This window comes from Phyllobacterium sp. UNC302MFCol5.2, from assembly GCF_000686005.1.
Taxonomy (GTDB): domain Bacteria; phylum Pseudomonadota; class Alphaproteobacteria; order Rhizobiales; family Rhizobiaceae; genus Phyllobacterium; species Phyllobacterium pellucidum.
Window position 1 is genome coordinate 191,876 of the sequence record NZ_JMLL01000011.1, and the last position, 23,474, is coordinate 215,349.

The 23,474-nt window shown below is 58.1% G+C and carries 23 protein-coding genes; 9 read left to right on the forward strand and 14 right to left on the reverse strand.

Features of this window, described 5'->3' with window-relative positions:
* Positions 1-66: 66 nt before the first annotated feature.
* The 3 genes from BR48_RS0112230 (at position 67) to gpt (ending at position 2,414) form a co-directional block, all read left to right on the forward strand.
* A complete protein-coding gene (locus BR48_RS0112230) occupies positions 67-819 on the forward strand; it encodes a competence/damage-inducible protein A (protein WP_027231554.1) in 753 nt (250 codons plus the stop codon).
* A 109-nt stretch (positions 820-928) separates the two neighbouring features.
* Positions 929-1,771, forward strand: coding sequence for a universal stress protein (locus BR48_RS0112235; protein ID WP_027231555.1), 843 nt, complete (start codon positions 929-931; stop codon positions 1,769-1,771).
* A 145-nt stretch (positions 1,772-1,916) separates the two neighbouring features.
* Positions 1,917-2,414, forward strand: a complete 498-nt coding sequence (gpt, locus tag BR48_RS0112240; protein WP_027231556.1) for a xanthine phosphoribosyltransferase — start codon at positions 1,917-1,919, stop codon at positions 2,412-2,414.
* Between the two features lie 3 nt (positions 2,415-2,417).
* On the opposite strand, the gene corA is transcribed toward gpt, so the two are convergent.
* Positions 2,418-3,458 (reverse strand): magnesium/cobalt transporter CorA, encoded by a 1,041-nt coding sequence (corA, locus tag BR48_RS0112245; RefSeq protein ID WP_027231557.1) that lies wholly within the window; start codon positions 3,456-3,458, stop codon positions 2,418-2,420.
* Between the two features lie 244 nt (positions 3,459-3,702).
* Between corA and BR48_RS0112250 the strand changes: the two genes are divergently transcribed.
* Positions 3,703-4,185, forward strand: coding sequence for an NUDIX hydrolase (locus BR48_RS0112250; RefSeq protein ID WP_027231558.1), 483 nt, complete (start codon positions 3,703-3,705; stop codon positions 4,183-4,185).
* A gap of 611 nt (positions 4,186-4,796) precedes the next feature.
* Positions 4,797-8,594: a vitamin B12-dependent ribonucleotide reductase gene (locus BR48_RS0112255; protein ID WP_027231559.1), complete on the forward strand. Its 3,798-nt coding sequence runs from the start codon at positions 4,797-4,799 to the stop codon at positions 8,592-8,594.
* Between the two features lie 112 nt (positions 8,595-8,706).
* Here the strand turns inward: BR48_RS0112255 and BR48_RS24475 are convergent, their stop codons facing one another.
* A complete protein-coding gene (locus BR48_RS24475) occupies positions 8,707-9,096 on the reverse strand; it encodes a nuclear transport factor 2 family protein (RefSeq protein ID WP_081815864.1) in 390 nt (129 codons plus the stop codon).
* Between the two features lie 127 nt (positions 9,097-9,223).
* On the reverse strand, positions 9,224-9,685 hold the full coding sequence (locus tag BR48_RS0112265) for a nucleoside deaminase (protein WP_036814326.1): 462 nt from the start codon (positions 9,683-9,685) through the stop codon (positions 9,224-9,226).
* A 232-nt stretch (positions 9,686-9,917) separates the two neighbouring features.
* Here BR48_RS0112265 and BR48_RS24480 point away from each other — a divergent pair, with 232 nt between their 5' ends.
* Positions 9,918-11,045: an LCP family protein gene (locus BR48_RS24480; protein ID WP_155810871.1), complete on the forward strand. Its 1,128-nt coding sequence runs from the start codon at positions 9,918-9,920 to the stop codon at positions 11,043-11,045.
* 9 nt (positions 11,046-11,054) lie between these two features.
* On the opposite strand, the gene arsC is transcribed toward BR48_RS24480, so the two are convergent.
* The 11 genes from arsC to BR48_RS24485 all read right to left on the reverse strand — a co-directional run bounded on the left by arsC (position 11,055) and on the right by BR48_RS24485 (position 21,063).
* The gene (gene arsC / locus BR48_RS0112275; protein ID WP_027231561.1) at positions 11,055-11,477 is read right to left on the reverse strand and encodes an arsenate reductase (glutaredoxin); all 423 of its coding nucleotides are present in this window, start codon (positions 11,475-11,477) and stop codon (positions 11,055-11,057) included.
* Between the two features lie 75 nt (positions 11,478-11,552).
* Positions 11,553-12,494: a CDF family Co(II)/Ni(II) efflux transporter DmeF gene (gene dmeF, locus BR48_RS0112280; protein WP_027231562.1), complete on the reverse strand. Its 942-nt coding sequence runs from the start codon at positions 12,492-12,494 to the stop codon at positions 11,553-11,555.
* Positions 12,491-12,769, reverse strand: a complete 279-nt coding sequence (locus BR48_RS0112285; protein WP_027231563.1) for a metal/formaldehyde-sensitive transcriptional repressor — start codon at positions 12,767-12,769, stop codon at positions 12,491-12,493. The genes dmeF and BR48_RS0112285 overlap by 4 nt, the downstream gene beginning before the upstream one ends.
* 155 nt (positions 12,770-12,924) lie before the next feature.
* The gene (gene phoB, locus BR48_RS0112290; protein WP_027231564.1) at positions 12,925-13,611 is read right to left on the reverse strand and encodes a phosphate regulon transcriptional regulator PhoB; all 687 of its coding nucleotides are present in this window, start codon (positions 13,609-13,611) and stop codon (positions 12,925-12,927) included.
* An 18-nt stretch (positions 13,612-13,629) separates the two neighbouring features.
* The gene (gene phoU / locus BR48_RS0112295; RefSeq protein WP_027231565.1) at positions 13,630-14,355 is read right to left on the reverse strand and encodes a phosphate signaling complex protein PhoU; all 726 of its coding nucleotides are present in this window, start codon (positions 14,353-14,355) and stop codon (positions 13,630-13,632) included.
* 22 nt (positions 14,356-14,377) lie between these two features.
* Positions 14,378-15,151 (reverse strand): phosphate ABC transporter ATP-binding protein PstB, encoded by a 774-nt coding sequence (gene pstB, locus BR48_RS0112300; protein ID WP_027231566.1) that lies wholly within the window; start codon positions 15,149-15,151, stop codon positions 14,378-14,380.
* Between the two features lie 70 nt (positions 15,152-15,221).
* Positions 15,222-16,538, reverse strand: a complete 1,317-nt coding sequence (gene pstA / locus BR48_RS0112305) for a phosphate ABC transporter permease PstA (protein WP_027231567.1) — start codon at positions 16,536-16,538, stop codon at positions 15,222-15,224.
* A complete protein-coding gene (gene pstC / locus BR48_RS0112310; protein WP_027231568.1) occupies positions 16,535-18,001 on the reverse strand; it encodes a phosphate ABC transporter permease subunit PstC in 1,467 nt (488 codons plus the stop codon). Before pstC ends, pstA begins: the two co-directional genes overlap by 4 nt.
* 85 nt (positions 18,002-18,086) lie before the next feature.
* Positions 18,087-19,130 carry a substrate-binding domain-containing protein gene (locus BR48_RS0112315; RefSeq protein ID WP_027231569.1) on the reverse strand — a complete coding sequence of 348 codons (1,044 nt, stop codon included), beginning with the start codon at positions 19,128-19,130 and terminating at the stop codon, positions 18,087-18,089.
* A 407-nt stretch (positions 19,131-19,537) separates the two neighbouring features.
* Positions 19,538-20,326: an anti-sigma factor gene (locus BR48_RS0112320; protein ID WP_027231570.1), complete on the reverse strand. Its 789-nt coding sequence runs from the start codon at positions 20,324-20,326 to the stop codon at positions 19,538-19,540.
* On the reverse strand, positions 20,323-21,063 hold the full coding sequence (locus BR48_RS24485; protein WP_081815865.1) for a sigma-70 family RNA polymerase sigma factor: 741 nt from the start codon (positions 21,061-21,063) through the stop codon (positions 20,323-20,325). The genes BR48_RS0112320 and BR48_RS24485 overlap by 4 nt, the downstream gene beginning before the upstream one ends.
* Before the next feature lie 308 nt (positions 21,064-21,371).
* Here BR48_RS24485 and BR48_RS0112335 point away from each other — a divergent pair, with 308 nt between their 5' ends.
* The 3 genes from BR48_RS0112335 (at position 21,372) to BR48_RS0112345 (ending at position 23,450) form a co-directional block, all read left to right on the forward strand.
* Positions 21,372-22,346 (forward strand): MBL fold metallo-hydrolase, encoded by a 975-nt coding sequence (locus BR48_RS0112335; RefSeq protein WP_027231571.1) that lies wholly within the window; start codon positions 21,372-21,374, stop codon positions 22,344-22,346.
* Between the two features lie 22 nt (positions 22,347-22,368).
* Positions 22,369-22,824: a tetratricopeptide repeat protein gene (locus BR48_RS0112340; protein ID WP_027231572.1), complete on the forward strand. Its 456-nt coding sequence runs from the start codon at positions 22,369-22,371 to the stop codon at positions 22,822-22,824.
* Between the two features lie 209 nt (positions 22,825-23,033).
* Positions 23,034-23,450: a hypothetical protein gene (locus BR48_RS0112345; protein WP_155810872.1), complete on the forward strand. Its 417-nt coding sequence runs from the start codon at positions 23,034-23,036 to the stop codon at positions 23,448-23,450.
* Positions 23,451-23,474 lie beyond the last annotated feature (24 nt).

Below are 23,474 nucleotides of genomic sequence, written 5' to 3' on the forward strand. Positions count from 1 at the left end.
CCCAGCGGAAATGGCTTGCCGCAGGCCCCGCCTGCAATTACCGTCGCCGTCCGATAGGAGAATCTGATGTCGAACGAAGTCGTGACCGCTGCCATGCTTGCCATCGGGGATGAATTGCTCTCCGGCCGGACAAAGGACAAGAATATCGGCCATCTCGCCGATATCCTGACGGCGGTCGGCATTGACCTTGAGGAGGTGCGCATCGTTCCAGACGAGCAAGACCGCATCGTCGAGGCGCTGAATGCGCTGCGTGCCCGCTATGACTACGTCTTCACCTCCGGAGGCATCGGTCCGACGCATGACGACATCACCGCCGACGCTATCGCCAAGGCATTCGATGTGCCGTGCGAACATGATGCCAAGGCCATGAAGATCATGGGCGACAATTATGCGGCGCGCGGCATCGAGTTTACCGAAAGCCGCCAGCGCATGGCCCGCATGCCGCGCGGATCGGAGCATATCGCCAATCCGGTTTCAACGGCCCCAGGGTTTCATATCGGCAATGTCTATGTGATGGCGGGCGTTCCATCGGTTTTCCAGGCCATGCTCGACAACGTCTTGCCGACTTTGCGTGTCGGCCAGCAGCTGTTGTCACGCTCGGTGAATTGCCCTTTTGGCGAAGGCACAATCGCCACTGCGCTGCGCGATATCCAGGCCGCGCACCCCGATACGATCATCGGATCCTATCCGAAATATGAAAATGACAGGTTCTCGACCGAACTCGTTATCCGGGCTCGCGATAAGGAAAAACTCATCGCCGCGGAAACCGCGGTCAGGAATATGGTCGAGGGCTTGTCGGCGTCGCAACTTGGACGCTGATACACATCGAATTGACGCCAGCTTACGGAAAACGCAAAGAAATTCTTGTGTTTAAGGGGTATAATACTGTCAGATGCGCCGAGCGGCGCAAGATATGATGGAGACCACTATGGCATTTCGCACGATCATCGCATTCATTCGCAGCGAACGTGAAGCAAAGAGAGTGATCGATGCCGCAAGACTGATTGCTTCGTCGAGCGAGCGAACCCACATTATTGGTCTCTATACGATCCCCTCGCCGATCGTTTACGCCGATCCTACCGGCTTTGCCGATACGACGCTGTTTGAAGCGCATGAGCAGCGGCACAAGGAAAATTCCGAGGCGATCACCAAGCTTTTCAATGCCGAAATGGGGCGCGGCAAGATCAGCCATGAATTTCGCATCGTGCGCTCGGAAAGCAGCAGTCCTTCCGCAGGGGTCACCCAGAGTGCATTGCGCGCCGATATCATCATTGCTGGCCAGCCTGACCCGAACGATCCCGACAGCGTCAACGATGTCACCGATCCGCTTGTGATGGAAAGCGGCCGGCCGGTGCTCTTTGTTCCCTACAAGGTCAGTATTCCTGAACGGATCGATCATGTGGTGCTTGCCTTCAATGGCAAGCGCGAGGCGTCGCGCGCCGCCTTCGACGCGCTTCCCCTGCTTCTCAAGGCGCACTCCGTCGACATCCTGTGGATCGATCCCAAGAAGCCGCTCGATCCCAGCCTCGAAATCCCGGGCACGCCGCTTTCCGATGCGTTGCGGCGTCACGGCGTCAACGTCACGCCCCACATCGTCGATTCCCATGGCGAGGCCACCGACAAGGTGTTGCGTCGCCGCATTGCCGAGACCAATGCATCGCTGTTCGTCATGGGTGCCTATAGCCAGTCGCGCCTTAAGGAATGGGTGTTCGGTGGCGTGACCAGTTCGATCATGGCGGACATGCCCTGCCTGACGCTGATGTCGCGCTAGCGCCCGCAATACACATATTTCGAGGACTCGCGATGGGCCAACAGCGCATGCCGCTTGCCATCGGCCGGCATTTGCCGCTATTGCGAAATGCATTCCGAGCGGATTTCCGCTATTTTATCGATCCAGCCTTATTGGAGTGCGCGCCATGTCCCTGCCCGACAAAGCTTTTCCGGTCTCCTGGGACCAGTTTCATCGCGACGCGCGCGCCCTCGCCTGGCGCGTTGCCGGGATGCAGCGCGAATGGCGCGCTATGGTGGCGATCACGCGCGGCGGGCTTGTGCCAGCAGCGATCATCTGCCGCGAACTCGGCATAAGGATGATCGAGACAGTCTGCATCGCGTCCTACCATGATTATGACGAGCAGGGCGATCTCAAGGTGCTGAAGGATGTCGATGCGCGGCTCCTCGAAAACGAGGGCGAAGGCATCCTCGTTGTCGACGACCTCACCGATACCGGCAAGACGGCGGCGATCGTCCGCTCGATGATGCCAAAGGCGCATTTCGCCACTGTCTATGCCAAGCCCAAGGGCCGCCCGCTCATCGATACGTTCGTTACGGAAGTCTCGCAGGATACCTGGATCTATTTCCCCTGGGATATGGGCCTGACATATCAGGAACCGATAACGAAGGGACACCGCGGCTGATCGCTAGAGCCAGCCGCTCTTGCGGAACCGCCAGAAGAGAATCAGGCACACGCACAGCATCAGCGCCATGATCCAGTAATAGCCGTTGGGCGAGTCGAGTTCGGGCATGTATTTGAAGTTCATGCCGTAGATCCCGGCAATTGCCGTCGGCACGGCGAGGATTGCCGCCCAGGCAGCAAGCCGCTTGGAAATAATCGTCTCCTGGCTTTGGCCGACAAGCAAGCTCGCCTCGAAGGCGAAGGCGAGAACCTCGCGCAAACCGTCGATCTTTTCCTGCACGGTGCGCACATGGTCTGTCACATCGCGAAACAGTGGCTGCATCGCGGTTTGTATCTGCGGCAGGTCCGTATTGCTGAGCCGCCCGCATACATCGACCAGCGGGCCAATGGCGTTGCGCAGGCGCAAAAGATCGCGCCGAAGCATGTAGAGCCGCTCGAGATCGCTGCTGGTCATGGGCTTGGTCAAGACGCGGTCTTCGATCGACTCGACCTCGTCATGGATCGACTCGAGCACCGGCATGTAATTGTCCACGATGAAATCAAGAATGGCGTAGAGGATGAAATCCTCGCCCTTGGCCAGGGCATAGGGCGATGTTTCCCAATGTTGGCGGACGGCCGTATAGGACGTTGAAGGTCCGTGACGGACGCTGACGAGATAACCCTTGCCGACAAAGACATGGGTCTCGCCGAAAGCCACCCGGTTGTCGATGAGTTGCGCTGTGCGCGCCACCACGAAAATGGCATCGCCATATTGCTCGAGCTTCGGCCGCTGGTGCGCGTGCTCGGCATCCTCTATCGCAAGGCTGTGCAGGCCAAACTGGTTCTGCACCCGGTGCAGGAGTTCGCCGTCAGGCTCGAGCAGCCCTATCCACACCACATGTCCGTCTTTCTTGGACCAGTTGCCAGCCTCATCGATCGGAATATCGGCAATGCGCTTGCCATTGGCGTAAACACACGAGGCAATGACGCTCGAACGGCCGGTGTCTGCGGTCGAAGTGTGCGAATGAGGTAAATCGTGCTCGAAAGACGAATGTTGGGAAACCATTGCACCTCCGATCGCGTTGCACGAACAGATTATCGCGTGTAGCGATCCCTTTCCAGTTATCACTTGTTCGTGTGATTGGTTTGCGCTGCAATTAGAATGGTGGATCGTGAGATTTTTGCACTGCTGTTCAAAAAATCGTCACAAGTGGCGTATAAGCAACCTGTAGTTGGGCCGAAACACTTGTGAATTCGAAGAATCGGTCCACATTAGTAGAAAATAGTAAGACTAAAGTACGAGCGGACCATTGAACGTAACCTACCTGGATGAGATCGTGACCGACAAGCGAATTGAATTGCCAAACGGCAAAATTCGCCAGGTGGCGGCGCTTGTCTATCGTACGAAGAAGAGCAAGACCGAAATCTTGCTGGTTACGAGCCGGGGTACCGGCCGCTGGGTGTTGCCCAAAGGCTGGCCGCAGGTCCGGAAGACTTTCGCTCAATCCGCACGCACCGAAGCCTATGAGGAAGCGGGCGCACGCGGCGATGTCGCGCCCTTCTCTATCGGCACCTACACCTACAAAAAGAGCGACATGTGCGACGGCGAGAATGGCGACTTCATTGTCGACGTTTTTCCGATGCATTTTTCCCGGCAGGAAAAGAACTGGCCGGAACGCGGCCAGCGCCGCATCGAATGGATGAGCGTCGCCGCAGCAGCAGAATGCGTCGACGAGCCGGAATTGCGCGAGCTCATCGCCAGCTTCGATCCTGCAATCCTGGATCTTCACTAGTTTCAAGCTCGCTGATTCCGCTGACTTGACGATCGTCGTCGTTTTTCGCGACGCCTATCCACAGGCGTTTTTTCCGCAAGGTTCTCCCCGTTATCCACATATGTGACACACAAGATATTGCGGTCACAAATATGTAAAAAACTATGCCTTGACGCTCACGCCCGAGTCATTTTTTATGATCGACGGCGTTGCGTTCGTGGCGTGGCCGGCGTGTCTGTTACCGGTCTTCTTACCAGTTTATGCAGGTTTTTCCACAGCTTGGCCTGTTGTGCCAAGGCGTCGGCGAAGCTGTGCCCGGACGGACAACTTCTTTGCATCTGCTGGCAGATATTTCTTGGGTAAACGGCAATTTAACACTATATTTAGTGTTTACAGGGTAGATTGAATACCAGATAGTGTGAACACATCATAAAAGATGAATCACACGACAGGCGTCAAAAAAAGGGCCGCCAGGCCCGGAAATCATGCGGGCGACCGCGCCGATGACGGGTCGAGGAAATTCGGCTGGCTCCAGACCGCTGGAGCCGGATAGGGCGGACATGTGTCCATAGCTGCGCATCTCTTCACAGGGAGCCCGATGGACACTATATATAGAGACAAGGACGAGAGAGATGCGGATAGAACGGCGTTTTACCAAAGACAATCAGTCAGCCTATGCGGACATCGAATTTCGTGTAGCGACGAGTGAGATCAAAAACCCTGATGGATCCGTCGTGTTCCGTCTTGAGAATATCGACGTTCCGGCCCAGTTCAGTCAGGTGGCTGCCGATATTCTGGCGCAGAAATATTTCCGCAAAGCCGGCGTGCCGGCCAAGCTGAAGAAGGTCGAAGAGAACAACGTTCCGTCATGGCTCTGGCGTTCGGTCGCCGACGAAGAGGCGCTCGCGGCATTGCCCGCTGATGCGCGCTATGGTTCGGAAATGGACGCACGCCAGGTCTTCGACCGGCTTGCCGGCACCTGGACCTATTGGGGCTGGAAGGGCAAATACTTCGACAGTGAGGAAGATGCCCTCGCCTTCCGTGACGAACTTGCCTACATGCTCGCGACCCAGCGCGTCGCGCCCAATTCCCCGCAATGGTTCAACACCGGCCTGCATTGGGCCTATGGCATCGATGGTCCCGGCCAGGGTCATTATTATGTCGATCCCGAAACCGGCAAGCTGACAAAATCAAAGTCCGCCTACGAGCATCCGCAACCGCATGCCTGCTTTATCCAGTCTGTCGCCGACGATCTCGTCAATGAAGGCGGCATCATGGATTTGTGGGTGCGCGAGGCGCGCCTGTTCAAATATGGCTCGGGCACCGGCTCGAACTTCTCCTATCTGCGCGGCGAAGGCGAAAAGCTTTCGGGCGGCGGCCGCTCATCCGGCCTGATGTCGTTCCTGAAAATCGGCGACCGCGCTGCCGGCGCGATCAAGTCGGGTGGCACCACGCGACGCGCCGCGAAGATGGTCGTCGTCGACGTCGATCATCCGGATATCGAGGAATATATCGACTGGAAGGTCAAGGAAGAGCAGAAGGTTGCCGCGCTTGTAACCGGCTCGAAGATCGTTCGCCAGCACCTGACCGCGATCATGAAGGCTTGCGTCAATTGCGAGGCCGACAATGGCGATTGCTACGACCCGACCAAGAATCCGGCGTTGAAGCGCGAGATCAAGGCCGCGAAGAAGAACCAGGTTCCGGAAAACTATATCCAGCGGGTCATTCAGTTTGCCCGGCAGGGTTACACGGACATCGACTTCAAGACCTACGATACGGATTGGGATTCGGAAGCCTATCTCACCGTTGCCGGCCAGAACTCCAACAATTCGGTTTCGCTGAAGGATGAGTTCCTGCGCGCAGTCGAAGGTGATGGCAACTGGAACCTGACCGCCCGCAAGGACGGCAAGGTTATGAAGACGCTGAAAGCCCGCGACCTCTGGGAAAAGATCGGCTACGCCGCATGGGCCTCGGCTGATCCGGGCCTGCATTTCAATACGACCATGAATGATTGGCATACCTGCCCTGCGGCAGGGCCGATCCGCGCGTCAAATCCGTGCTCGGAATATATGTTCCTTGACGATACGGCCTGCAATCTCGCCTCGATCAACCTCCTCACCTATCGCGGCAAGGACGGAAAGTTCGACGTCGTCGGCTACGAGCATACAGCCCGTCTGTGGACCATCGTCCTCGAAATCTCGGTGATGATGGCGCAGTTCCCCTCGAAGGAAATCGCACGGCTCTCCTACGAATACCGCACGCTCGGCCTTGGCTATGCCAATATCGGCGGCTTGCTGATGACCTCCGGCATTCCTTATGACAGCGCTGAAGGTCGCGCCATCGGCGGTGCCCTCACCGCGATCATGACCGGCGTTGCCTATGCGACCTCAGCCGAAATGGCGAAGGAGCTCGGCACTTTCCCGGGCTATGCGCCGAATGCCGCCAACATGCTGCGCGTCATTCGCAACCATCGCCGCGCTGCCCATGGCGAAACCCAAGGCTACGAGGCGCTTTCGGTAAACCCGGTCGCCCTGGTCGCCACCGACTGCCCTGACCAGGACCTGATTGCCCACGCGAAATCCGCCTGGGACCAGGCACTGGCGCTCGGCGAGAAGCATGGCTATCGCAACGCCCAGGCAACCGTCATCGCACCGACCGGCACGATCGGCCTTGTCATGGATTGCGACACCACCGGTATCGAACCCGATTTCGCCCTGGTGAAATTCAAGAAGCTTGCCGGTGGCGGCTACTTCAAGATCATCAATCGCGCCGTACCGGAAGCCCTGCGCACGCTTGGCTACACGGAAAGCCAGATTGCCGAGATCGAGGCCTATGCCGTTGGTCATGGCAACCTCAACCAGGCACCCGGCATCAATCCCGGCTCGCTGAGGGCGAAGGGATTTACCGACGGGATCATCGCCACGTTGAACACTGCGCTGAAGTCGGCCTTCGACATCAAGTTCGCCTTCAACAAGTGGACGCTGGGTGAAGATTTTGCCAGGAACGCGCTCGGTTTCACCGACGAGCAGCTCAACGATATTTCCTTTGAGATGCTGCCGGCTCTCGGCTTCTCGAAGAAGGAAATCGAAGCCGCCAATATCCACGTCTGCGGTGCAATGACACTCGAAGGCGCCCCCTTCCTGAAGGAAGAGCACTATCCGGTGTTCGATTGCGCCAATCCTTGCGGCAAGGTCGGCAAGCGTTTCCTCTCGGTCGACAGCCACATTCGCATGATGGCCGCCGCCCAGCCGTTCATTTCCGGCGCGATCTCGAAGACGATCAACATGCCGAATGAAGCAACGGTCGACGATTGCAAGTCCGCCTACATGCTCTCGTGGAAGCTGGCACTCAAGGCAAACGCACTCTATCGCGACGGTTCCAAGCTTTCGCAGCCGCTCAATTCCTCGCTTATCGCCGATGAGGACGAGGATGAGGACGATGCAGTCGAGGCGCTGATCGAGGCACCAACCGCGGCACGCGCCGTGCAGGTTACCGAAAAGATCGTCGAGCGCATCGTCGAGAAATATATCCATGACCGCGAGAAGCTGCCCAACCGGCGCAAGGGCTACACGCAGAAGGCAGTTGTCGGCGGCCACAAGGTCTACCTGCGCACCGGCGAATTCGACGATGGCCGTCTCGGCGAAATCTTCATCGACATGCACAAGGAAGGCGCCGCCTTCCGTGCAATGATGAACAACTTCGCCATCGCCATCTCGCTCGGCCTGCAATATGGCGTGCCGCTCGAGGAATATGTGGAAGCCTTCACTTTCACCAAGTTCGAGCCGGCTGGCATGGTTCAGGGCAATGATGCGATCAAGAACGCAACATCGATCCTCGATTATGTCTTCCGCGAGCTTGCCGTTTCCTATCTCGACCGTCACGACCTCGCCCATGTCGATCAGTCCGACTTCTCGAACACTTCGCTCGGGCGTGGTATTTCCGAAGGCAAGGCGGAACCGGTATCGAAGGGGCTGACGCGCGGCGCTTCGCTGAAAGTGGTCTCGCCGGGCAAGGCGGACCCAAAGGGTTTTAGCAATGCAGGGGGTCAGGGTGCGGTAAGCGCTCCGAAGGCAGCTGCGTCATCAAATGTCACGACCCTTGCCGCCCGCTCCGCCGTCGCCGTCGCTGCCAAACCGGCCATCGCCGCAGTCAGCGAGGAATCCTCGGCCTTCAAGCGCGATTATGAAGAACGCGCCAAGGGCGAGGCCGAGGCCAGCGCCGCTTCCGCGCTCTTCGAGAACGAGGATGCAGAAGCTGCCGCCGAGGAAGCCAAGGCCGAAGCAAAGAAAATCATGTCCGACCGGCGCATCAAGTCGATGATGCAGGGCTATACAGGCGACAACTGCTCGGAGTGCTCGAACTTCACGATGGTGCGCAACGGCACCTGCCTGAAGTGCGACACATGCGGCGCAACCAGCGGCTGTAGCTGATAAGCGCAGCGCGCATTGTCCGGCACAATCAGCTGGACAATGTTGGACAAGCAAATTCATCTCCGGTCGTTTTCACGGCCGGAGATGAAATTTTCAACTGAACAGGTTCGTGCTACTTCAGAAACGTCTCGCTGTGCGCGTGACACTCCCAACCATTTGATCCGCGAATCCAAACCGAGCTATCTGCGGCCCGCATTTTCTGCGATTTGCCATTCATCGTTACATTCTGCTCGACCGTGTAGGCGATAAGCGCGACATCAGGCGACGGCGTCGAAACCTCGACATCTGCGAATTCATAGGATTCCAGGCTCCAGTTGCCGTCCTCGGTCATCTGGCCCATTTTCTTTTTGCCGATGCGCATCACACCTTGGGCGCCGGTTACAAGTGCCGGATCCGCCGACAGTTCCGCGGTGCGGCCGCCGTCTTTCGCCTTCATCGCATCCCAATAGGATTTTTCGAGAGCTACGATGTCATCCTTCGTTGGCATACTGCGAGCGGTCATGGCCTCGTCCTCCGATGGTGTATCATCGAAAAACGCTCAGTGATGCCCCAGGTTCCCGCTACCGTCGCTCTGCGGGTATTCCGCCTTCTCAGGACAAGACCCGCAGCCCTTGCAGATGACGCGGATATCAGCGCTTTTGGTTGTCCTGCCAAACTTGATACAGTTTACCATCGCCCACGGGCGAATGCGCATATGACAGCCCCGCTTGCTGGTCGATTGGTTTCGCCAACTCTTTTGCTATGACGGCCGTAGAGAGGCCGAACGGTTCTGCCTGTTCATTGGAATAAGCGAACTTGATATCGCCAATACCGGCCATTCGCATCGCTGCAAGGCACATGGGACACGGTTGGCCGCTTGCGTAGACCGAGCAGCCGTCCAGACGTGGGGATTGCAATGCAAGCCCGGCAGCCCGCAGGGCCAGAAGCTCGGCATGTGCTGTTGGATCGTTGTCGGCCTGAATCCGGTTGACGCCGCGCGCGATGACCTTGCCGTCCTTGACGACCACGGCCCCGAAAGGACGGCCGCCGCTTTTTACATTGTCCAGTGCAAGGGCGATCGCTTCTTCGAGAAATTGATTGATGTCCGTCATAGTGCGGTAGCGCCTTCCTTCAATTCGCGCCCTTAGCATAGTCGTTCTGCCGTGTGTCGCAACGGCTTGGCCATCTCCTTGCGGCGTTCGCACACTCTGCGCATGGCAAAGGTCTTGTTCGAATTCTCTGGCATTCGCGTTGTTGCTTGTGCGATGCGCATCGTTAAAACGGAAATGTTAGTTGGCTTGGCCCGGATAATGATTACCTTGGCTTGTTCTACTGGAGAATTTTGTGAGTGACGGATTGATCAACAGCGCGCCGAAGCCTGAGGGCGATCCTCAACGACGCCGGCGGCTGCATTTGCTGCTCGCTTCCGTCACTTGCCTGATGCTTGTAATCCTGCTTGCCATTTGCGGCATGTATTGGAAGTTCACGAGCAATCTGCGGCACTTCGAGGTTGCTGAAGCCGACCTCGGCAATCGCCGCCCGGCCAAGGCATCGCCTGATGCACTCAACATCCTGATCGTGGGTTCGGACCAGCAAACCGTTTCCGTCGCCAACCCCGGCGAGCGCAGCGACATCCTCATGCTTGCGCATCTTTCGGCCGATCGCAGCGAGTTGAATGTCGTGAGCTTCCCGCGCGACCTGCTCGTTCCCCTTCCCGCCTGTTCCGGTCGCGAGGGCCTGCCCGGCCAGCGGGCGCACCTCGGCATGATCAACTCATCGTTCATGTTCGGAGGCATCAGCTGCACCTGGAAGACCGTCGAAACCCTGACGGGCATAAAGATCGATCACGTGATCAAGGTTGATTTTAGCGGATTCAGGCGGATTGTGGAGGCCATCGGCGGCGTCGAATACTGTATTTCCGAACCAATCCACGACAAGCTTGCCGGGCTGGACCTCGCTGCGGGATGCCAGACCCTCAATGGCGAAGAAGCGCTAGGCTACGTGCGCGCCCGCTACAGCATAGGCGACGGCACCGATATCGGACGCATTCATCGTCAGCATGAATTCTTTGGTGCCATGGCTCAAAAATTGCTCGGAGCGCAATTGGCGAACCCTGTGCGGCTCTTCAGCTTTATGGATGCCGCGACGAAATCCGTCATCACCGACCCGGGTTTCAGTTCGGGCGTGATGCGGGAACTCGCCTTCGCCGTCCAGCATCTTTCGTCTGAAAATATTCACTTCATCACCATGCCATGGCACTATTCGACGGCATCCCCCGGACGGGTCGAATGGGTCGAAAAGCCTGCAAAGCGGCTTTTCCGCTCGATAGCCGCCGATAAATCCCTGATGGATACTGAGTTCACGCGGGCCAAGATCGGCGAGCCGCAAGATTCCACGACCAAGCCCTGCGGCGCCAGCCGCGTCGACCACTGCGCCGAAATTTCGCAGGCCGATGGCGTTGCTCGTCCATAACATCGAGGCTCAGCGGACGCGATTGCCCGAGCTGTCGATAACGACCTCACCATCCTCCTTGGAAAACGGGCCCTTCTGCGCATCTGGCAGGATCTCAAGCACAATTTCTGAAGGGCGGCTGAGCCGCACGCCTCTTTCGGTCACGACGAAAGGACGTTCGATGAGGATTGGATTGGCCATCATCGCGTCGAGAAGCGCATCGTCGTCCAACGAAGCATTGTCGAGGCCAAACTCGGCATAGGGCGTACCTTTTTGGCGCAAGGCCTGGCGCACGCTAAGACCAGCCCGGCTGATCATTTCCTTCAGGGTTTCCCGGCTCGGCGGCGTCTTGAGATATTCCACGATCACCGGCTCGATCCCTGCATTGCGGATCATGGCGAGGGTATTACGCGAGGTACCGCATTTCGGGTTGTGGTAAATCGTGACGGTCATCACATGGGCTCCCGGCTATTCGAACGTTCGTCGCACGTGGGGTCTTCAAAGCGTGTGACACACCCGAATCGAAATTTACGCGGCCTTCGGCTCTACCTCAACGGTCACATGCGACAACTCATGGATATGTGCGAGTTTGGCACGATAGGACGACGGCGCTTTCGGATCGTCGCTCAAAAGCGAAACAATGGCACCGTGATGCCCCGGGCCAAGCTGCCAGACGTGCAGGTCGGTAATCACGTCGCCCTCCTTTTCGATGGCGCCACGTATTTCATCAGGCAGGTCTTCACCCTGAGGGACATAGTCGAGCAACACGCCGCCCGCATCGCGGATGAGACCCCATGACCATCTGGCGATAACAAGAGCACCGACAATTCCCATGGCCGGATCGAGCCAAAGCCAGCCGTAAATGCTGCCCGCGAGAAGGGCGATGATGGCGAGGACGGACGTCAGCGCATCGGCAAGAACGTGCAGATAGGCGGCACGCAAATTATGATCGTGACCGTGGTGATGATGGTTATCGCCATGGTGACCGTGGTGATGATGGCTATGGTCGTCGCGCAAGAGCCAGGCACAAACAAGGTTGACGGCAAGGCCAAGCACGGCAACGGAGATCGCCTGCGGAAAACTGATCGAGATCGGGTTGGCAAGGCGTAGGAAACTCTCCCAGCCGATCAGCAGTGCAATAAGCGCGAGGATCACAGCGCTGGCAAAACCTGCGAGATCGCCAAATTTTCCCGTGCCGAAGGTGAAACGCGGATTGCTGGCATTCTTCCTTGCATAGAGATAGGCCAACGCCGCGATCAACATCGCGGCAGTATGTGTCGACATATGCCAGCCATCGGCGACAAGCGCCATCGAACCGAAAACCGTTCCCGCCACGATCTCCGCAACCATCATCGTCGCGGTCAGCGCGATCACAAACCAGGTGCGTCGTTCGTTGCGCTCGTGATCGTCACCCAGAAACACATGGGCATGCGTGCCTTGAGGCAAATGGATCGCGTGATCGTGGCTCATTTCAGATACATCCTTACAACGTCGATGAGATCCGCGGCGCCCTTGGCGCGTTCCCTGTCCGTCTCGGTGCCGGGATCGACGACGTGCATGCGAATATGATCCTCGACGAGTTCACCCATCAGGCCGTTTACGGCGCCGCGCACCGACGCCACCAGGTTTAGAATGTCGCCGCACGGCATTTCGGCTTCGAGCGCCCGCTCGACGGCCTCCATCTGCCCCTTGAGGCGACGGATCCTTGCGATCAGTTTTGATTTTTCCTTGGTGGCATGAGACATAATATAGTCCCCTACCCTATATTTGCGTGAATTTCAAGCCAGGCTGTGGAGACTTTGAGCAAGGCATTGTCGGCGGACTGCAAAATACCAAAAGGCGCCGCATCAGCCATCTAGCGCTGATGCGACGCCCTTATCAGAACCGGAATAATTAGGGATCAGCCGAACGAATAGCCGGCGCCACGTACCGTGCGAATCGGATCTATCGAACGTCCGATATTGATCGCCTTGCGCAGGCGACCAACGTGGACGTCAACGGTGCGATCATCGACATAGATGTCCGCACCCCAGACATTATCCAGCAGCTGGCCGCGCGAAAAGACCCGTCCGGGTGATTGCATGAGGAATTCAAGCAGCCGGAACTCCGTCGGGCCAAGTTTCAGCTCGCGCTCCTTGCGGAAAACGCGGTGCTGTTCGCGGTCGAGCTTGAGATCGCCGAAGCTCAGCACGTGCGAAAGCAGGCTCGGATTGACGCGGCGGAGCATGGACTTGATGCGCGCCAGTAGTTCAGGCGTCGAAAACGGCTTGACCATGTAATCGTCGGCACCGGTCGAAAGGCCGCGAACGCGTTCGCTCTCCTCGCCGCGGGCGGTGAGCATGATAATTGGCAGGATCTCGGTCTCGCGCCGCGCCCGCAGGCGGCGGCAGAGTTCGATGCCCGACAGGCCGGGCAGCATCCAGTCGAGGATCAGAAGATCCGGAACGTTCTCGCGCAGCGCAATTTCCGCTTCGTCGCCACGTGCGATCGTCTCGACAACATAGCCTTCAGCTTCAAGATTGTACCGGAGGAGGACGCTCAGGGCTTCCTCGTCCTCCACAACGGTGATTTTGGGAGCTATTGCCATATCAAGCCTTCAGTTGAATTAGGACTCGGTCGTTTCATCCACAATAATAGTATGTGTCTGGTCTTCCTTGGGACGTTCCGCCGGCAGTTGCGAACCGGTAACAATGTAATAGACTGTCTCGGCAATATTGGTGGCGTGGTCGCCTATGCGCTCGATATTCTTGGCGCAGAACAAAAGATGCGTACAGGCGGAAATGTTGCGCGGATCTTCCATCATGTAGGTCAGCAATTCGCGGAACAGCGACGTATAGAGCGCGTCGATTTCGTCGTCGCGTTCGCGCACAATGTTCACCTGCTGTACCGAGCGCGTGGCATAGGCGTCGAGCACGTCCTTCAGCTGCGTCAAGGCAAGTTCGGCGATTGTCTGCAAGCCGCGGTAGACCGAGAGCGTCTGGCGGGTATCGGTCACGGCAACGACGCGCTTGGCAATGTTCTTGCCGAGATCGCCGATACGCTCGAGATCGGAGGAAATGCGGATCGTCCCGATGACTTCACGCAGGTCGATCGCCATCGGCTGGCGCTTGCCGATGATGGTGATGGCCTTTTCATCGATCTCGCGCTGACCGGCGTCGAGGATCAGATCGTCCGAGATGACGCGCTGCGCCAGCGCATTGTCGGAATTGACCATGGCGGCGACCGCCTGTTCGACCATGCGTTCGGCATGACCACCCATCTCGGCGATCTTGTGCGTCAGGAACTTCAGTTCGTCATCGTAAGAGCGCACAGTGTGCTGCAACTCGGTCATGTGCTTTGTCCTCGTTCCTGCGTCAGCCGAAGCGTCCGGTGATATAGTCCTGGGTGCGCTTCTCGGTGGGGCTTGTGAACATCATTTCCGTATCGCCGACCTCGACAAGATTGCCGAGATGGAACATGGCCGTGCGCTGCGAAACGCGCGCTGCCTGCTGCATCGAGTGGGTGACGATGACGATGGTGTAGTTTTCGCGCAATTCGTCGATCAGTTCCTCCACCTTTGCGGTGGCGATCGGATCAAGCGCCGAGCACGGCTCGTCCATGAGGATCACTTCCGGACTGACGGCGATGGCGCGGGCAATGCACAGGCGCTGCTGCTGGCCGCCGGAAAGTCCGGTGCCTGCCTCATGCAGGCGATCCTTCACCTCATCGAAAAGGCTGGCGCGGCGCAGGCTTTTCTCAACGATTTCATCAAGTTCGTGGCGACCCTTCGCGAGCCCGTGAATGCGCGGGCCATAGGCGACGTTCTCGAAAATAGACTTCGGAAAAGGATTGGGTTTCTGGAACACCATGCCCACCCGGGCGCGCAGCTCGACAACGTCGATCTTAGGATTGTAGATATCCTCGTCATCGAGCGTGATCTTGCCGCCGATCTTACAGCCTTCGATGGTGTCGTTCATGCGGTTGAGACTGCGCAGGAATGTCGACTTGCCGCAGCCCGAAGGGCCGATCAGCGCCGTGACCATCTTTTCCGGCACGTCGAGGCTGACACCGAACAAGGCCTGTTTGTCGCCATAGTGAACGGTGACATCCTTGCCTTGCATTTTGATTGCGTTGGGCTGGGCGCTCATCTTGTCGTTTACCGCCTTTTCGAGATTTCGTTCCGTCATAAGGTTCATAACTAGGTCCTCTCTCGAACAGTTACCAGCGGCGCTCGAAGCGGCGACGCAGAAGGATGGCCGTGATGTTCATGACCGCGAGGAAGAGAAGCAGCACGATGATAGCACCGGACGTCCGCTCGACGAAGGCGCGCTCGGCTTCGTTGGCCCACATGTAGATTTGCACGGGCAAGGCCGTCGAAGGATCGAGCGGCGTTACCGGATTATTGGCGACGAAAGCCACCATGCCGATCAGAAGCAGCGGCGCGGTCTCGCCGAGCGCATGCGCCAGGCCAATGATGGTACCGGTCAAAATGCCGGGTGCGGCGAGCGGCAGGACGTGATGGAAAACCATCTGCGTCTTCGACGCGCCAATACCAAGCGCCGCCGCGCGGATGGACGGGGGTACGGCACGCAGCGCGGCGCGCGTCGCAATAATGATTGTCGGCAGCGTCATCAGCGTCAGCACGAGACCGCCGACCAGCGATGCCGAGCGCGGCATATGCAGGAAGTTGATGAAGACTGCGAGGCCGAGCAGACCGAAGACAATCGACGGGACCGCCGCAAGATTATTAATGTTGACCTCGATAATATCAGTCAGGCGGTTCTTCTTGGCGTATTCCTCAAGGTAGATCGAAGCGGCAACGCCGATGGGCAGCGAGAGGCCGAGCACAATCAGCATCATGTAGAGCGAACCGATGAGGGCGACGCTGAGACCCGAAGTTTCGGGGCGGCTGGACGCGCCATAGGTGAAGAGACCGGTGTTGAATCGCTGGGCCATGGCGCCGTCGGCCTTCAGCTTGTTCATCCATTCGACCTGCTTGTCCGAAACCTTGCGGCGCGACTGGTCGACGCTGAGATCGATCTGGCCCTTGAACGCGGAGTCGATGTCGGCGCCCGTAAGCACCCAGACATTCTGCGTAGTGCCGATGAGATTAGGATTTGCAACGACGAGCTCACGCAACTGGCCGCGCACGCCATCGGAGAAAAGCTTGCCGAGTTCGCGCAAGCCGGGCTTGTCGGTTTGGGCGACCCCCAGCTTTTCCGCCAGCGCATTGCGGGCGAGAACCGGATAATTGGCGGTCAGAAGCACGTTTGGATCGGTGGCACGCTTATTGTCCGGATCGATGATCTTCGGATCGAGATTGATCGCAAGATTGACCTCGGTCTGCCAGAACGCGGTGTAGCCGTTGGAGAACACGGAGAACAGCAGCGCAATGAGGAAGAAGATGCCGATCGCTATCGCTGCGATGCCATAGAGCTTGAACCTGCGTTCGGCAGCGTAGCGGCGCTTTAATCCAATGTCTCGCCGGGCGGGACGTGCCGATGCAGCAGTGGGATTGAGGGCTATGTCGGTCATTCGTACTGCTCCCGATACTTGCGGACGATGTAGAGCGCGAAAATGTTCATGCCAAGCGTGATGAAGAAGAGCGTGAGACCGAGTGCAAAGGCGACGAGGGTTTGCGGCGAATTGAACTCAAGGTCTCCCGTCAGCTGGTTGACGATCTTGACAGTGATTGTCGTCATCGCCTCGAACGGATTGATGTTGAGATTGGCGGCAACGCCGGCTGCGAGCACGACGATCATCGTTTCGCCGATGGCGCGTGATGCCGTCAGGAGCAGCGCGCCGACAATGCCTGGCAGCGCGGCGGGCAGTACGACGCGGCGGATCGTTTCCGAACGGGTCGAGCCGAGCCCGAGCGATCCGTCACGCAGCGACTGCGGTACGGCCGTGATGATGTCGTCGGAAAGCGACGAGACGAACGGGATCAGCATGACGCCCATGACGATGCCGGCGGTGAGCACGCTCTGCGCCTGGATGAAGGCATAGCCGCCGGAAAGCGCCGCGCTGAGGTCGCGCAGGAACGGTCCGACGGTGACGAGCGCGAAGAAGCCGTAGACGATGGTCGGGATGCCGGCGAGCACTTCGAGCAGCGGCTTGACGACGGAGCGCACGCCGCGGCTCGCATATTCAGCCATGTAGATGGCCGCGAAGAGGCCGACCGGGACCGCGAAAAGCATGGCGACGAAAGCGATGTAGAGTGTGCCGGCAAGGAGCGGGATCAGTCCGAACTGGCCTTGCGATCCGCCCGAGCCGGCCGCGGCAAAGCGCGGATCCCATACGGTGCCGAAAAAGAAGCTTGCCGGAGAGACCGACTGGAAGAAGGTGAGCGTCTGGAACAACATCGACAGGATAATGCCGACGGTTGTCAGAATGGCGATGGTGGAGGCAGCGAGCAGAGCACCGAGGATGACGCGCTCGACATTGTTGCGCGCCCTCGCCCGAACATGAACGCCGGACAGGCCATAAAGTGCGCCGCCGACCGCCAGAAGGAGGGCCATGATGCCGCCGATATAATTCGCGCGCTGGGTGTTCTTGTTCCACTCAACGGCGATCGGGATCATATAGTCCTGACCGTCGGGCGCGAGCGCCACGCCCTTGGCTGAAAGCAGCGGGCGCAACTCGGCGAAGGTCTGCGGCAGATTTGTCACCTCATCGGCCGTCAGTTTCCCGAGACCGCGGGCAATGCCGCTGACCATGCCGAGTTCGAGGCTTTGGCTGGCGATGACGGTGTCAGCCGTGCGGACCGGCAGTTCGGCAATCGCGGAGCGCTCCAGGTAGATATTGGTCGCGCCGGCCCAAATGACCAGGAACAGGATCGCTGGCAACGCGGAAGCCAGGAATACCCACCATGCATGGTAATGCGGCAAGGAGTGCGGCTTTACGCTTCCGTCATTCTTGCTGACAGCGCGCTGGCGCCCAAGGAAGTATCCGATAACGCCGATCGCAAGGACAATGACAAACACCAATGACGTGGACATCAAGCTTTCCCCGATCTGTCCTGTAATTCAGTTTGAATTCGAAACGGGACAGGGGCGGCTCGCGCCGCCCCTGTACCTCAGGAATTTAGTTCTTCATCGTGGTTCCGGCGGCGAACGCGTCGCGCTGGGCCTTACGTTCTGCTTCCGGAGCCGGTACGAGACCGTATTCGGCAAGCGGACTGTCTTCGCCGATCATCTGATCGCTGAGGAAGAAGTCGACATATTCCTTCAGGCCCGGAATAACGCCGAGATGCGCCTTCTTGACGTAGAAGAACAGCGGACGCGAAACGGGATACTTGCCCGAAGCGATCGTCTCGGTGCTCGGCACAACGTCCGAAACCGTCGCGACTTTCAGCTTGTCGGCATTGTTCTCATAAAAAGCGAGGCCGAATACGCCAACGCCGGTCTTGTTGGCGTCGATGCGGGCGAGCGTCTCGGGATAGTCGCCGTCGATATCGATGGCCTTGCCGTCCTTGCGGATCTTGACGCAGGCAGCAGCCGAAGCCTTTTCGTCGAGGCCGAGCTTCTTGATTGCGTCAGCAGCGCCGGAAGCCTTGCAGCCGCCCGTCATCAGCTTCTCTTCGAAAACTTCACGGGTGCCGTGCTTTTCGCCGGGAATATACGCTGCAATATCCCAATCCGGAAGGTTCGGGTTGACCTGGTTCCATTTGGTGTTCGGATTGTCTACGAGCTTGCCGTCAACAACGATCTGAGCGGCGAGAGCGGTGTAGATGTCCTTCGGGACGATCTTCCAGTCCGGACCCTTGATGTCGGTGGCGAAAACGATGCCGTCATAGCCGATGCGGATTTCTTCAACGTCCTTGACGCCAGCGTCAACACAGGACTTCAGCTCGGTGTCCTTGATCGGGCGCGAAGAGTTGGCAATGTCGATCGTGTCTTCGCCGACGCCCTTGCAGAATTCCTTGATGCCTGCGCCAGAACCACCGGATTCAACAACCGGCGTCTTGAAGTTCGGGAAGGTCTCACCGAACGTTTCGGCAACAATCTTGGCATAGGGCAGCACGGTCGAGGAGCCAGAAACCTGAATCTGGTCGCGGGCAGATGCACCCACCGTCGATGCGGCCACCGCAATTGCAAGCACTGCGGCCGTGGAAATTAGCTTGTTCATAGGAGCAGCTCCTGTTGGTTTAATTCGTGTGACGCCTCTAACGTCGGCTGCGGTCTATAGAAGCTTTATTACAGTCATATGACAGCATTGTAACAGTTATGTTGCAGGGGTTGCGGCGGCCCGCATCAACCACCTGAATCGAAAATCACACTGAAACCAAAACCTTATGAGTCTACTGAATGGGTGTAGATGGGCGCAATCGAATATGATCAATGATTCCAGCAGCTTCTCCCGATAAAATTGCGACAGGTGGCGACAAGCCGGCCAAGTTCCGTGACAACAGGAACTTAGCCAGCTTAACATGCCCCGTCACGCTCGAAAGTATCGCTAAATTCTCCGGGCCCGCAATAAGGCCGTCACAATCGTGTACGCGCCGCTGAGGGCATCAAAAAGAGTGGGCGAACGTTCTAGCCCGATTTCGCGACAGCATTGGCAAATAGCTCGCGAAACACTCGAAGGTCGGAGGGATTGACGTCGGAAATCGCCCAAAACGTCAGGCCGTCCTCATACCATTTGATCAGATTATACCCTTCGCGCACGCTTTCGCTGCCTGCCGCTGGTGCGGTTGGCCACACGAACACGTTGATAACATGGGCGTTGCGTCGGTAGACGAGCGCTGCGACGACCTTGCCGTCAATGTAGTCCATCCGGCCGCCGACGAGGGGAAAGCCATGCGCCGAAAGATCGACCACCGGCGGCGAATAATCGACCTTCCCGTTGAACCACGGCTTTACGGTGTGCTGGTCTGAAGTCAGCACGTCGGTCAGATGGCTGACCATCAGGGAGCGGACATGGCTGGCGAGGATTTGATCCTGCAGCGACGTTTGCGTCTGCGGCAGCGAGAAGACCAAGAAGAGGCTCGCCGCCAGGGCGGCAAAGGAAGGAATGTAGCTCCAGCGCTTGGTGAATTGCAGCAACCGCGCAGCCCAGTGGTTGGCTTGCGCGCGCGCCCCGCTTTGCTCGTGCGTAATCGCTGCGAGAATTGTCTCGCGAACCTGCGGCGGCATTGCCCACCGAACATTGTCCTGGGACATCATGTGCTTCAGCGATCGGACGTTGTCGAGTTCCCTTGCACAGTTCGCGCAGGTCTGCAGATGCTCCTCGAATGCGAGCGCATGGACCGCATCGAGTTCGTCATCGATATAACCGTGCATCATTACAAACCAGTCCGGGCAGGCGTGAGAGGTCTTGCTCATTTTGCTGCCTCCTCGTCGCCGTTCTCGTTGCGCCAGCACCGGCCGAACTCCCGTCGTGCCCGGGCGAGCCGCGACATCACGGTTCCAATCGGCACATCGATGATATCGGCGATCTGGCGGTAAGAAAGTTGTTCGAGTTCGCGCAATACCAGTATTTCCCGCAGGTCGTCGGCGAGCGCGTTGATGATGGAGCGAACCCGCTCCGATTCGGACGCGCGGATAAGCACGTCTTCCGGCGTATCGTCCTCTGACGCTATGTCGGACGCATCGGCTCCGGCTTCATCCGGGTGCGCAGATTCGGCAAGAGGCGCCTCGAACCGGCGCTTGCGACCCCGCTCCTGCTGCCACGCAAAGTAGCAGTTCCTGACGATGGCAAATATCCAGGAGCGTGCATCGCCGCCGAGATAGCCGTCGAAATTACGATAAGCCCGCAAAAAGGCGTCCTGGACGATATCCTGCGCGGCGTCGCTATCGCGGCTGAGATAGCGTGCGAAATTATAGGCCGCATCCAGTTGCGGAAGCATGAGTTGGTTGAAGCGGGCCGACCGGGCCTCGTCCACGACAGGCGTTCTTGCAGCTGCCGACGAAACCATAAGCAGCGTGGTATTCGCCCGTGGCTTAAAACCACGGTCGCCCGCATTCCTGAAATCGAAAAGCCGGGACAGCCATGTGAAGGCCGGATTTTGCGGCAGCAAAGTCCATGTAAGCGCCATGCGCATGCCTCGTACAATTGTCATTTTTGCCTACTGAACATCGGGCGGCAAAAGCCGCATTCATCAGGTAGATCGTTCTGCCGCGTGAAATATTCTCCACATCGATGATTTTTTTGAGACGCCCTCGTTTTTGGGACGGGCCGAAAATGCCAGCGTGACCGTCCTCTTGCGGGAAACCAAATATATTCATTTCAATTCAATGACTTGTTGGATTTTTCGGCTTGGTGCGAGAATAAAATCGCCTTCCATTCAGTCTCCTTGTTCAGCGGATCGAACAGTCGATCGGACAAGTTCTCCGCCCGGAATGAACCATTTTACGAGGAGACGAGCACATGTTTGATATTACACGCCGTACAGTCCTTGGAGCGGCCGCCTCGGCCGCCGCCTTCGGCCTCGCGCGCAAATTGGAAGTCACCCTGCCCGCGCGTGCCGAAGCGCAAGTTGAGCCGGCAACCGGCTTCTACAAATACACGGTCGGATCCATTGAAGTGACCGCCATCTATGACGGCATCTGGCGCAAGCCGCACGATCCGGCATTCATCAAGAACGCTTCCGTCGACGAGACGAAGCAAGCACTGGCGAAGGCCGGGCTAACCACCGATTTCATGCCGATACCGCTCACCGTCGTCGTCCTGAAGGTGGGTGACCGCCTGATCATGATGGATGCAGGCTCGGGCGTCGGCCAGTGGCAGGCCAACGCAACGCATCTGCCGGCAAATATGAAAGCGGCGGGCATCGACTATACCAAGATCGATACGTTGATGATCTCGCACTTCCATCCCGACCACGTCTGGGGACTCATGGAAAAGCAAACCAACGCCCCAATCTTCCCCAATGCCGAAATCATCGTCAATGACACCGAGTATCAGTGGTGGACGGACCCCGGCCGGGTCGACAAGCTGGCCGAGGGCCGCAAAGCAGCAGGACGGCGCATCGCCTCGGTGTTCCCCACCTGGAAGAACTGGAACCGCGTCGAGAATGGAGCCGAGGTAGCCCCCGGCATTCAGATGATCGCCGCACCCGGCCACACGCCCGGACATTCGGTCTTCCTCGTCACCTCGGGCAATGAGCAACTGATGGTGTCGGCCGACACGATGTACGTGCCCGCATTGCTGGCGCCGCATCCGGAGTGGCAGGGGAGCTATGATCAGGACGGTCCCATGGCGATCGCTACCCGGCACAAGCTTATCGACCGCGTCATCGCTGACAACATCAAGATCTGCGGGTCGCACTTCCCGTTTCCGGGATCGGGAACATTCGTAAAGGACGGCAACGCCTATGCCTTTACCCCGACCGTTCAAGCCTGACTAAACAAAGGAGCATGAAATTATGATCAAGCACGTACTTATCGGCCTGCTGACATTCGCCGCCACCACGGCTTTCACGCCGCTCGACTCGATAACGCCGGCCTACGCGGTCGACAACATCGAGCCCGACCCGACGGTTGACCTTACCTCGGTTCGCTCGAAGATCGATGCGAAGGATTATGCCGGCGCTTTGGCCGAGCTTCGCGACCTGGCCGAGACCGACCAGCAGGCTGATGTCTACAACCTCCTCGGGTTCACCTTGCGCAAGACCGGCGACTTCGACACCGCCCTCACCTATTACGACAAGGCATTGCAACTTGAACCGGATCATAAGGGCGCCCACGAATATCTCGGCGAGCTCTATGTCGAGACCGGCAAGATGGACAAGGCGCAGGAGCAGCTTGCCTCGCTGACCAAGCTATGTCCCGTCGGTTGCGAGGAACTGGATGATCTGCGCAACTTCATTGCGGCGAGGTGAACCAATGCCGCGGGTGGTTACTTGCCGCCCGCGACGTGCGCCGACAGCATTTTTCCGTCGCGGTATATGCAACCATTCCTTGCAGTAAATGAGCCGGAAGCCGTTGACATGGTTGGCATTCCGTAGCCGTATATCGACTGGCAGCGCCAAGTCCGGCAAGAACTCGGATCCCTATCGCGCCACCACTAAAACAAATCGGAGTGAACTCGATGACGGGTAGAATGAGCAAGGTCGCGCTCTTGAGCAGTGTGATCAGCCTTTGCATGGCAACGGGCGTGATGGCTGCGACGATAAAGGAACTGCAGGGGGCCTGGACTATGGACGGCACCAAATGCGAGGACACCTTCACCAAAAAGGGCAAGTCGACGGTCTTCAAGGATCGAACGGCGTCAACGTCCACCGGGTTGCTGGTTACGGGCAGCAAGGTCGCAGGGCCCAACGCGATCTGCACAACAAGGAGCGTTCGCAAGCAGAAGGACCGGGTTTCGGCCAATCTCAGCTGCGTCGACTCCATGATCCAGAATGATATGACGGTCACCTTCAAGATCGTCGACGCAAAGACATTCCAGCGTTACGATCCGTTCGGCGACAATATGTATGTCACCTACCAGAAGTGTGACATGTGAATAGACAAGGGCTCGCCGCTATAA

Coding starts and splice junctions, on each gene's coding strand:
- BR48_RS0112230 (WP_027231554.1), top strand. CDS start 67: ATGTCGAACGAAGTCGTGACCGCTGCCATGCTTGCCATCGGGGATGAA.
- BR48_RS0112235 (WP_027231555.1), top strand. CDS start 929: ATGGCATTTCGCACGATCATCGCATTCATTCGCAGCGAACGTGAAGCA.
- gpt (WP_027231556.1), top strand. CDS start 1,917: ATGTCCCTGCCCGACAAAGCTTTTCCGGTCTCCTGGGACCAGTTTCAT.
- corA (WP_027231557.1), bottom strand. CDS start 3,458: ATGGTTTCCCAACATTCGTCTTTCGAGCACGATTTACCTCATTCGCAC.
- BR48_RS0112255 (WP_027231559.1), top strand. CDS start 4,797: ATGCGGATAGAACGGCGTTTTACCAAAGACAATCAGTCAGCCTATGCG.
- BR48_RS24475 (WP_081815864.1), bottom strand. CDS start 9,096: ATGACCGCTCGCAGTATGCCAACGAAGGATGACATCGTAGCTCTCGAA.
- BR48_RS0112265 (WP_036814326.1), bottom strand. CDS start 9,685: ATGACGGACATCAATCAATTTCTCGAAGAAGCGATCGCCCTTGCACTG.
- arsC (WP_027231561.1), bottom strand. CDS start 11,477: ATGACCGTCACGATTTACCACAACCCGAAATGCGGTACCTCGCGTAAT.
- dmeF (WP_027231562.1), bottom strand. CDS start 12,494: ATGAGCCACGATCACGCGATCCATTTGCCTCAAGGCACGCATGCCCAT.
- BR48_RS0112285 (WP_027231563.1), bottom strand. CDS start 12,769: ATGTCTCATGCCACCAAGGAAAAATCAAAACTGATCGCAAGGATCCGT.
- phoB (WP_027231564.1), bottom strand. CDS start 13,611: ATGGCAATAGCTCCCAAAATCACCGTTGTGGAGGACGAGGAAGCCCTG.
- phoU (WP_027231565.1), bottom strand. CDS start 14,355: ATGACCGAGTTGCAGCACACTGTGCGCTCTTACGATGACGAACTGAAG.
- pstB (WP_027231566.1), bottom strand. CDS start 15,151: ATGAGCGCCCAGCCCAACGCAATCAAAATGCAAGGCAAGGATGTCACC.
- pstA (WP_027231567.1), bottom strand. CDS start 16,538: ATGACCGACATAGCCCTCAATCCCACTGCTGCATCGGCACGTCCCGCC.
- pstC (WP_027231568.1), bottom strand. CDS start 18,001: ATGTCCACGTCATTGGTGTTTGTCATTGTCCTTGCGATCGGCGTTATC.
- BR48_RS0112315 (WP_027231569.1), bottom strand. CDS start 19,130: ATGAACAAGCTAATTTCCACGGCCGCAGTGCTTGCAATTGCGGTGGCC.
- BR48_RS0112320 (WP_027231570.1), bottom strand. CDS start 20,326: ATGAGCAAGACCTCTCACGCCTGCCCGGACTGGTTTGTAATGATGCAC.
- BR48_RS24485 (WP_081815865.1), bottom strand. CDS start 21,063: ATGACAATTGTACGAGGCATGCGCATGGCGCTTACATGGACTTTGCTG.
- BR48_RS0112335 (WP_027231571.1), top strand. CDS start 21,372: ATGTTTGATATTACACGCCGTACAGTCCTTGGAGCGGCCGCCTCGGCC.
- BR48_RS0112340 (WP_027231572.1), top strand. CDS start 22,369: ATGATCAAGCACGTACTTATCGGCCTGCTGACATTCGCCGCCACCACG.
- BR48_RS0112345 (WP_155810872.1), top strand. CDS start 23,034: ATGACGGGTAGAATGAGCAAGGTCGCGCTCTTGAGCAGTGTGATCAGC.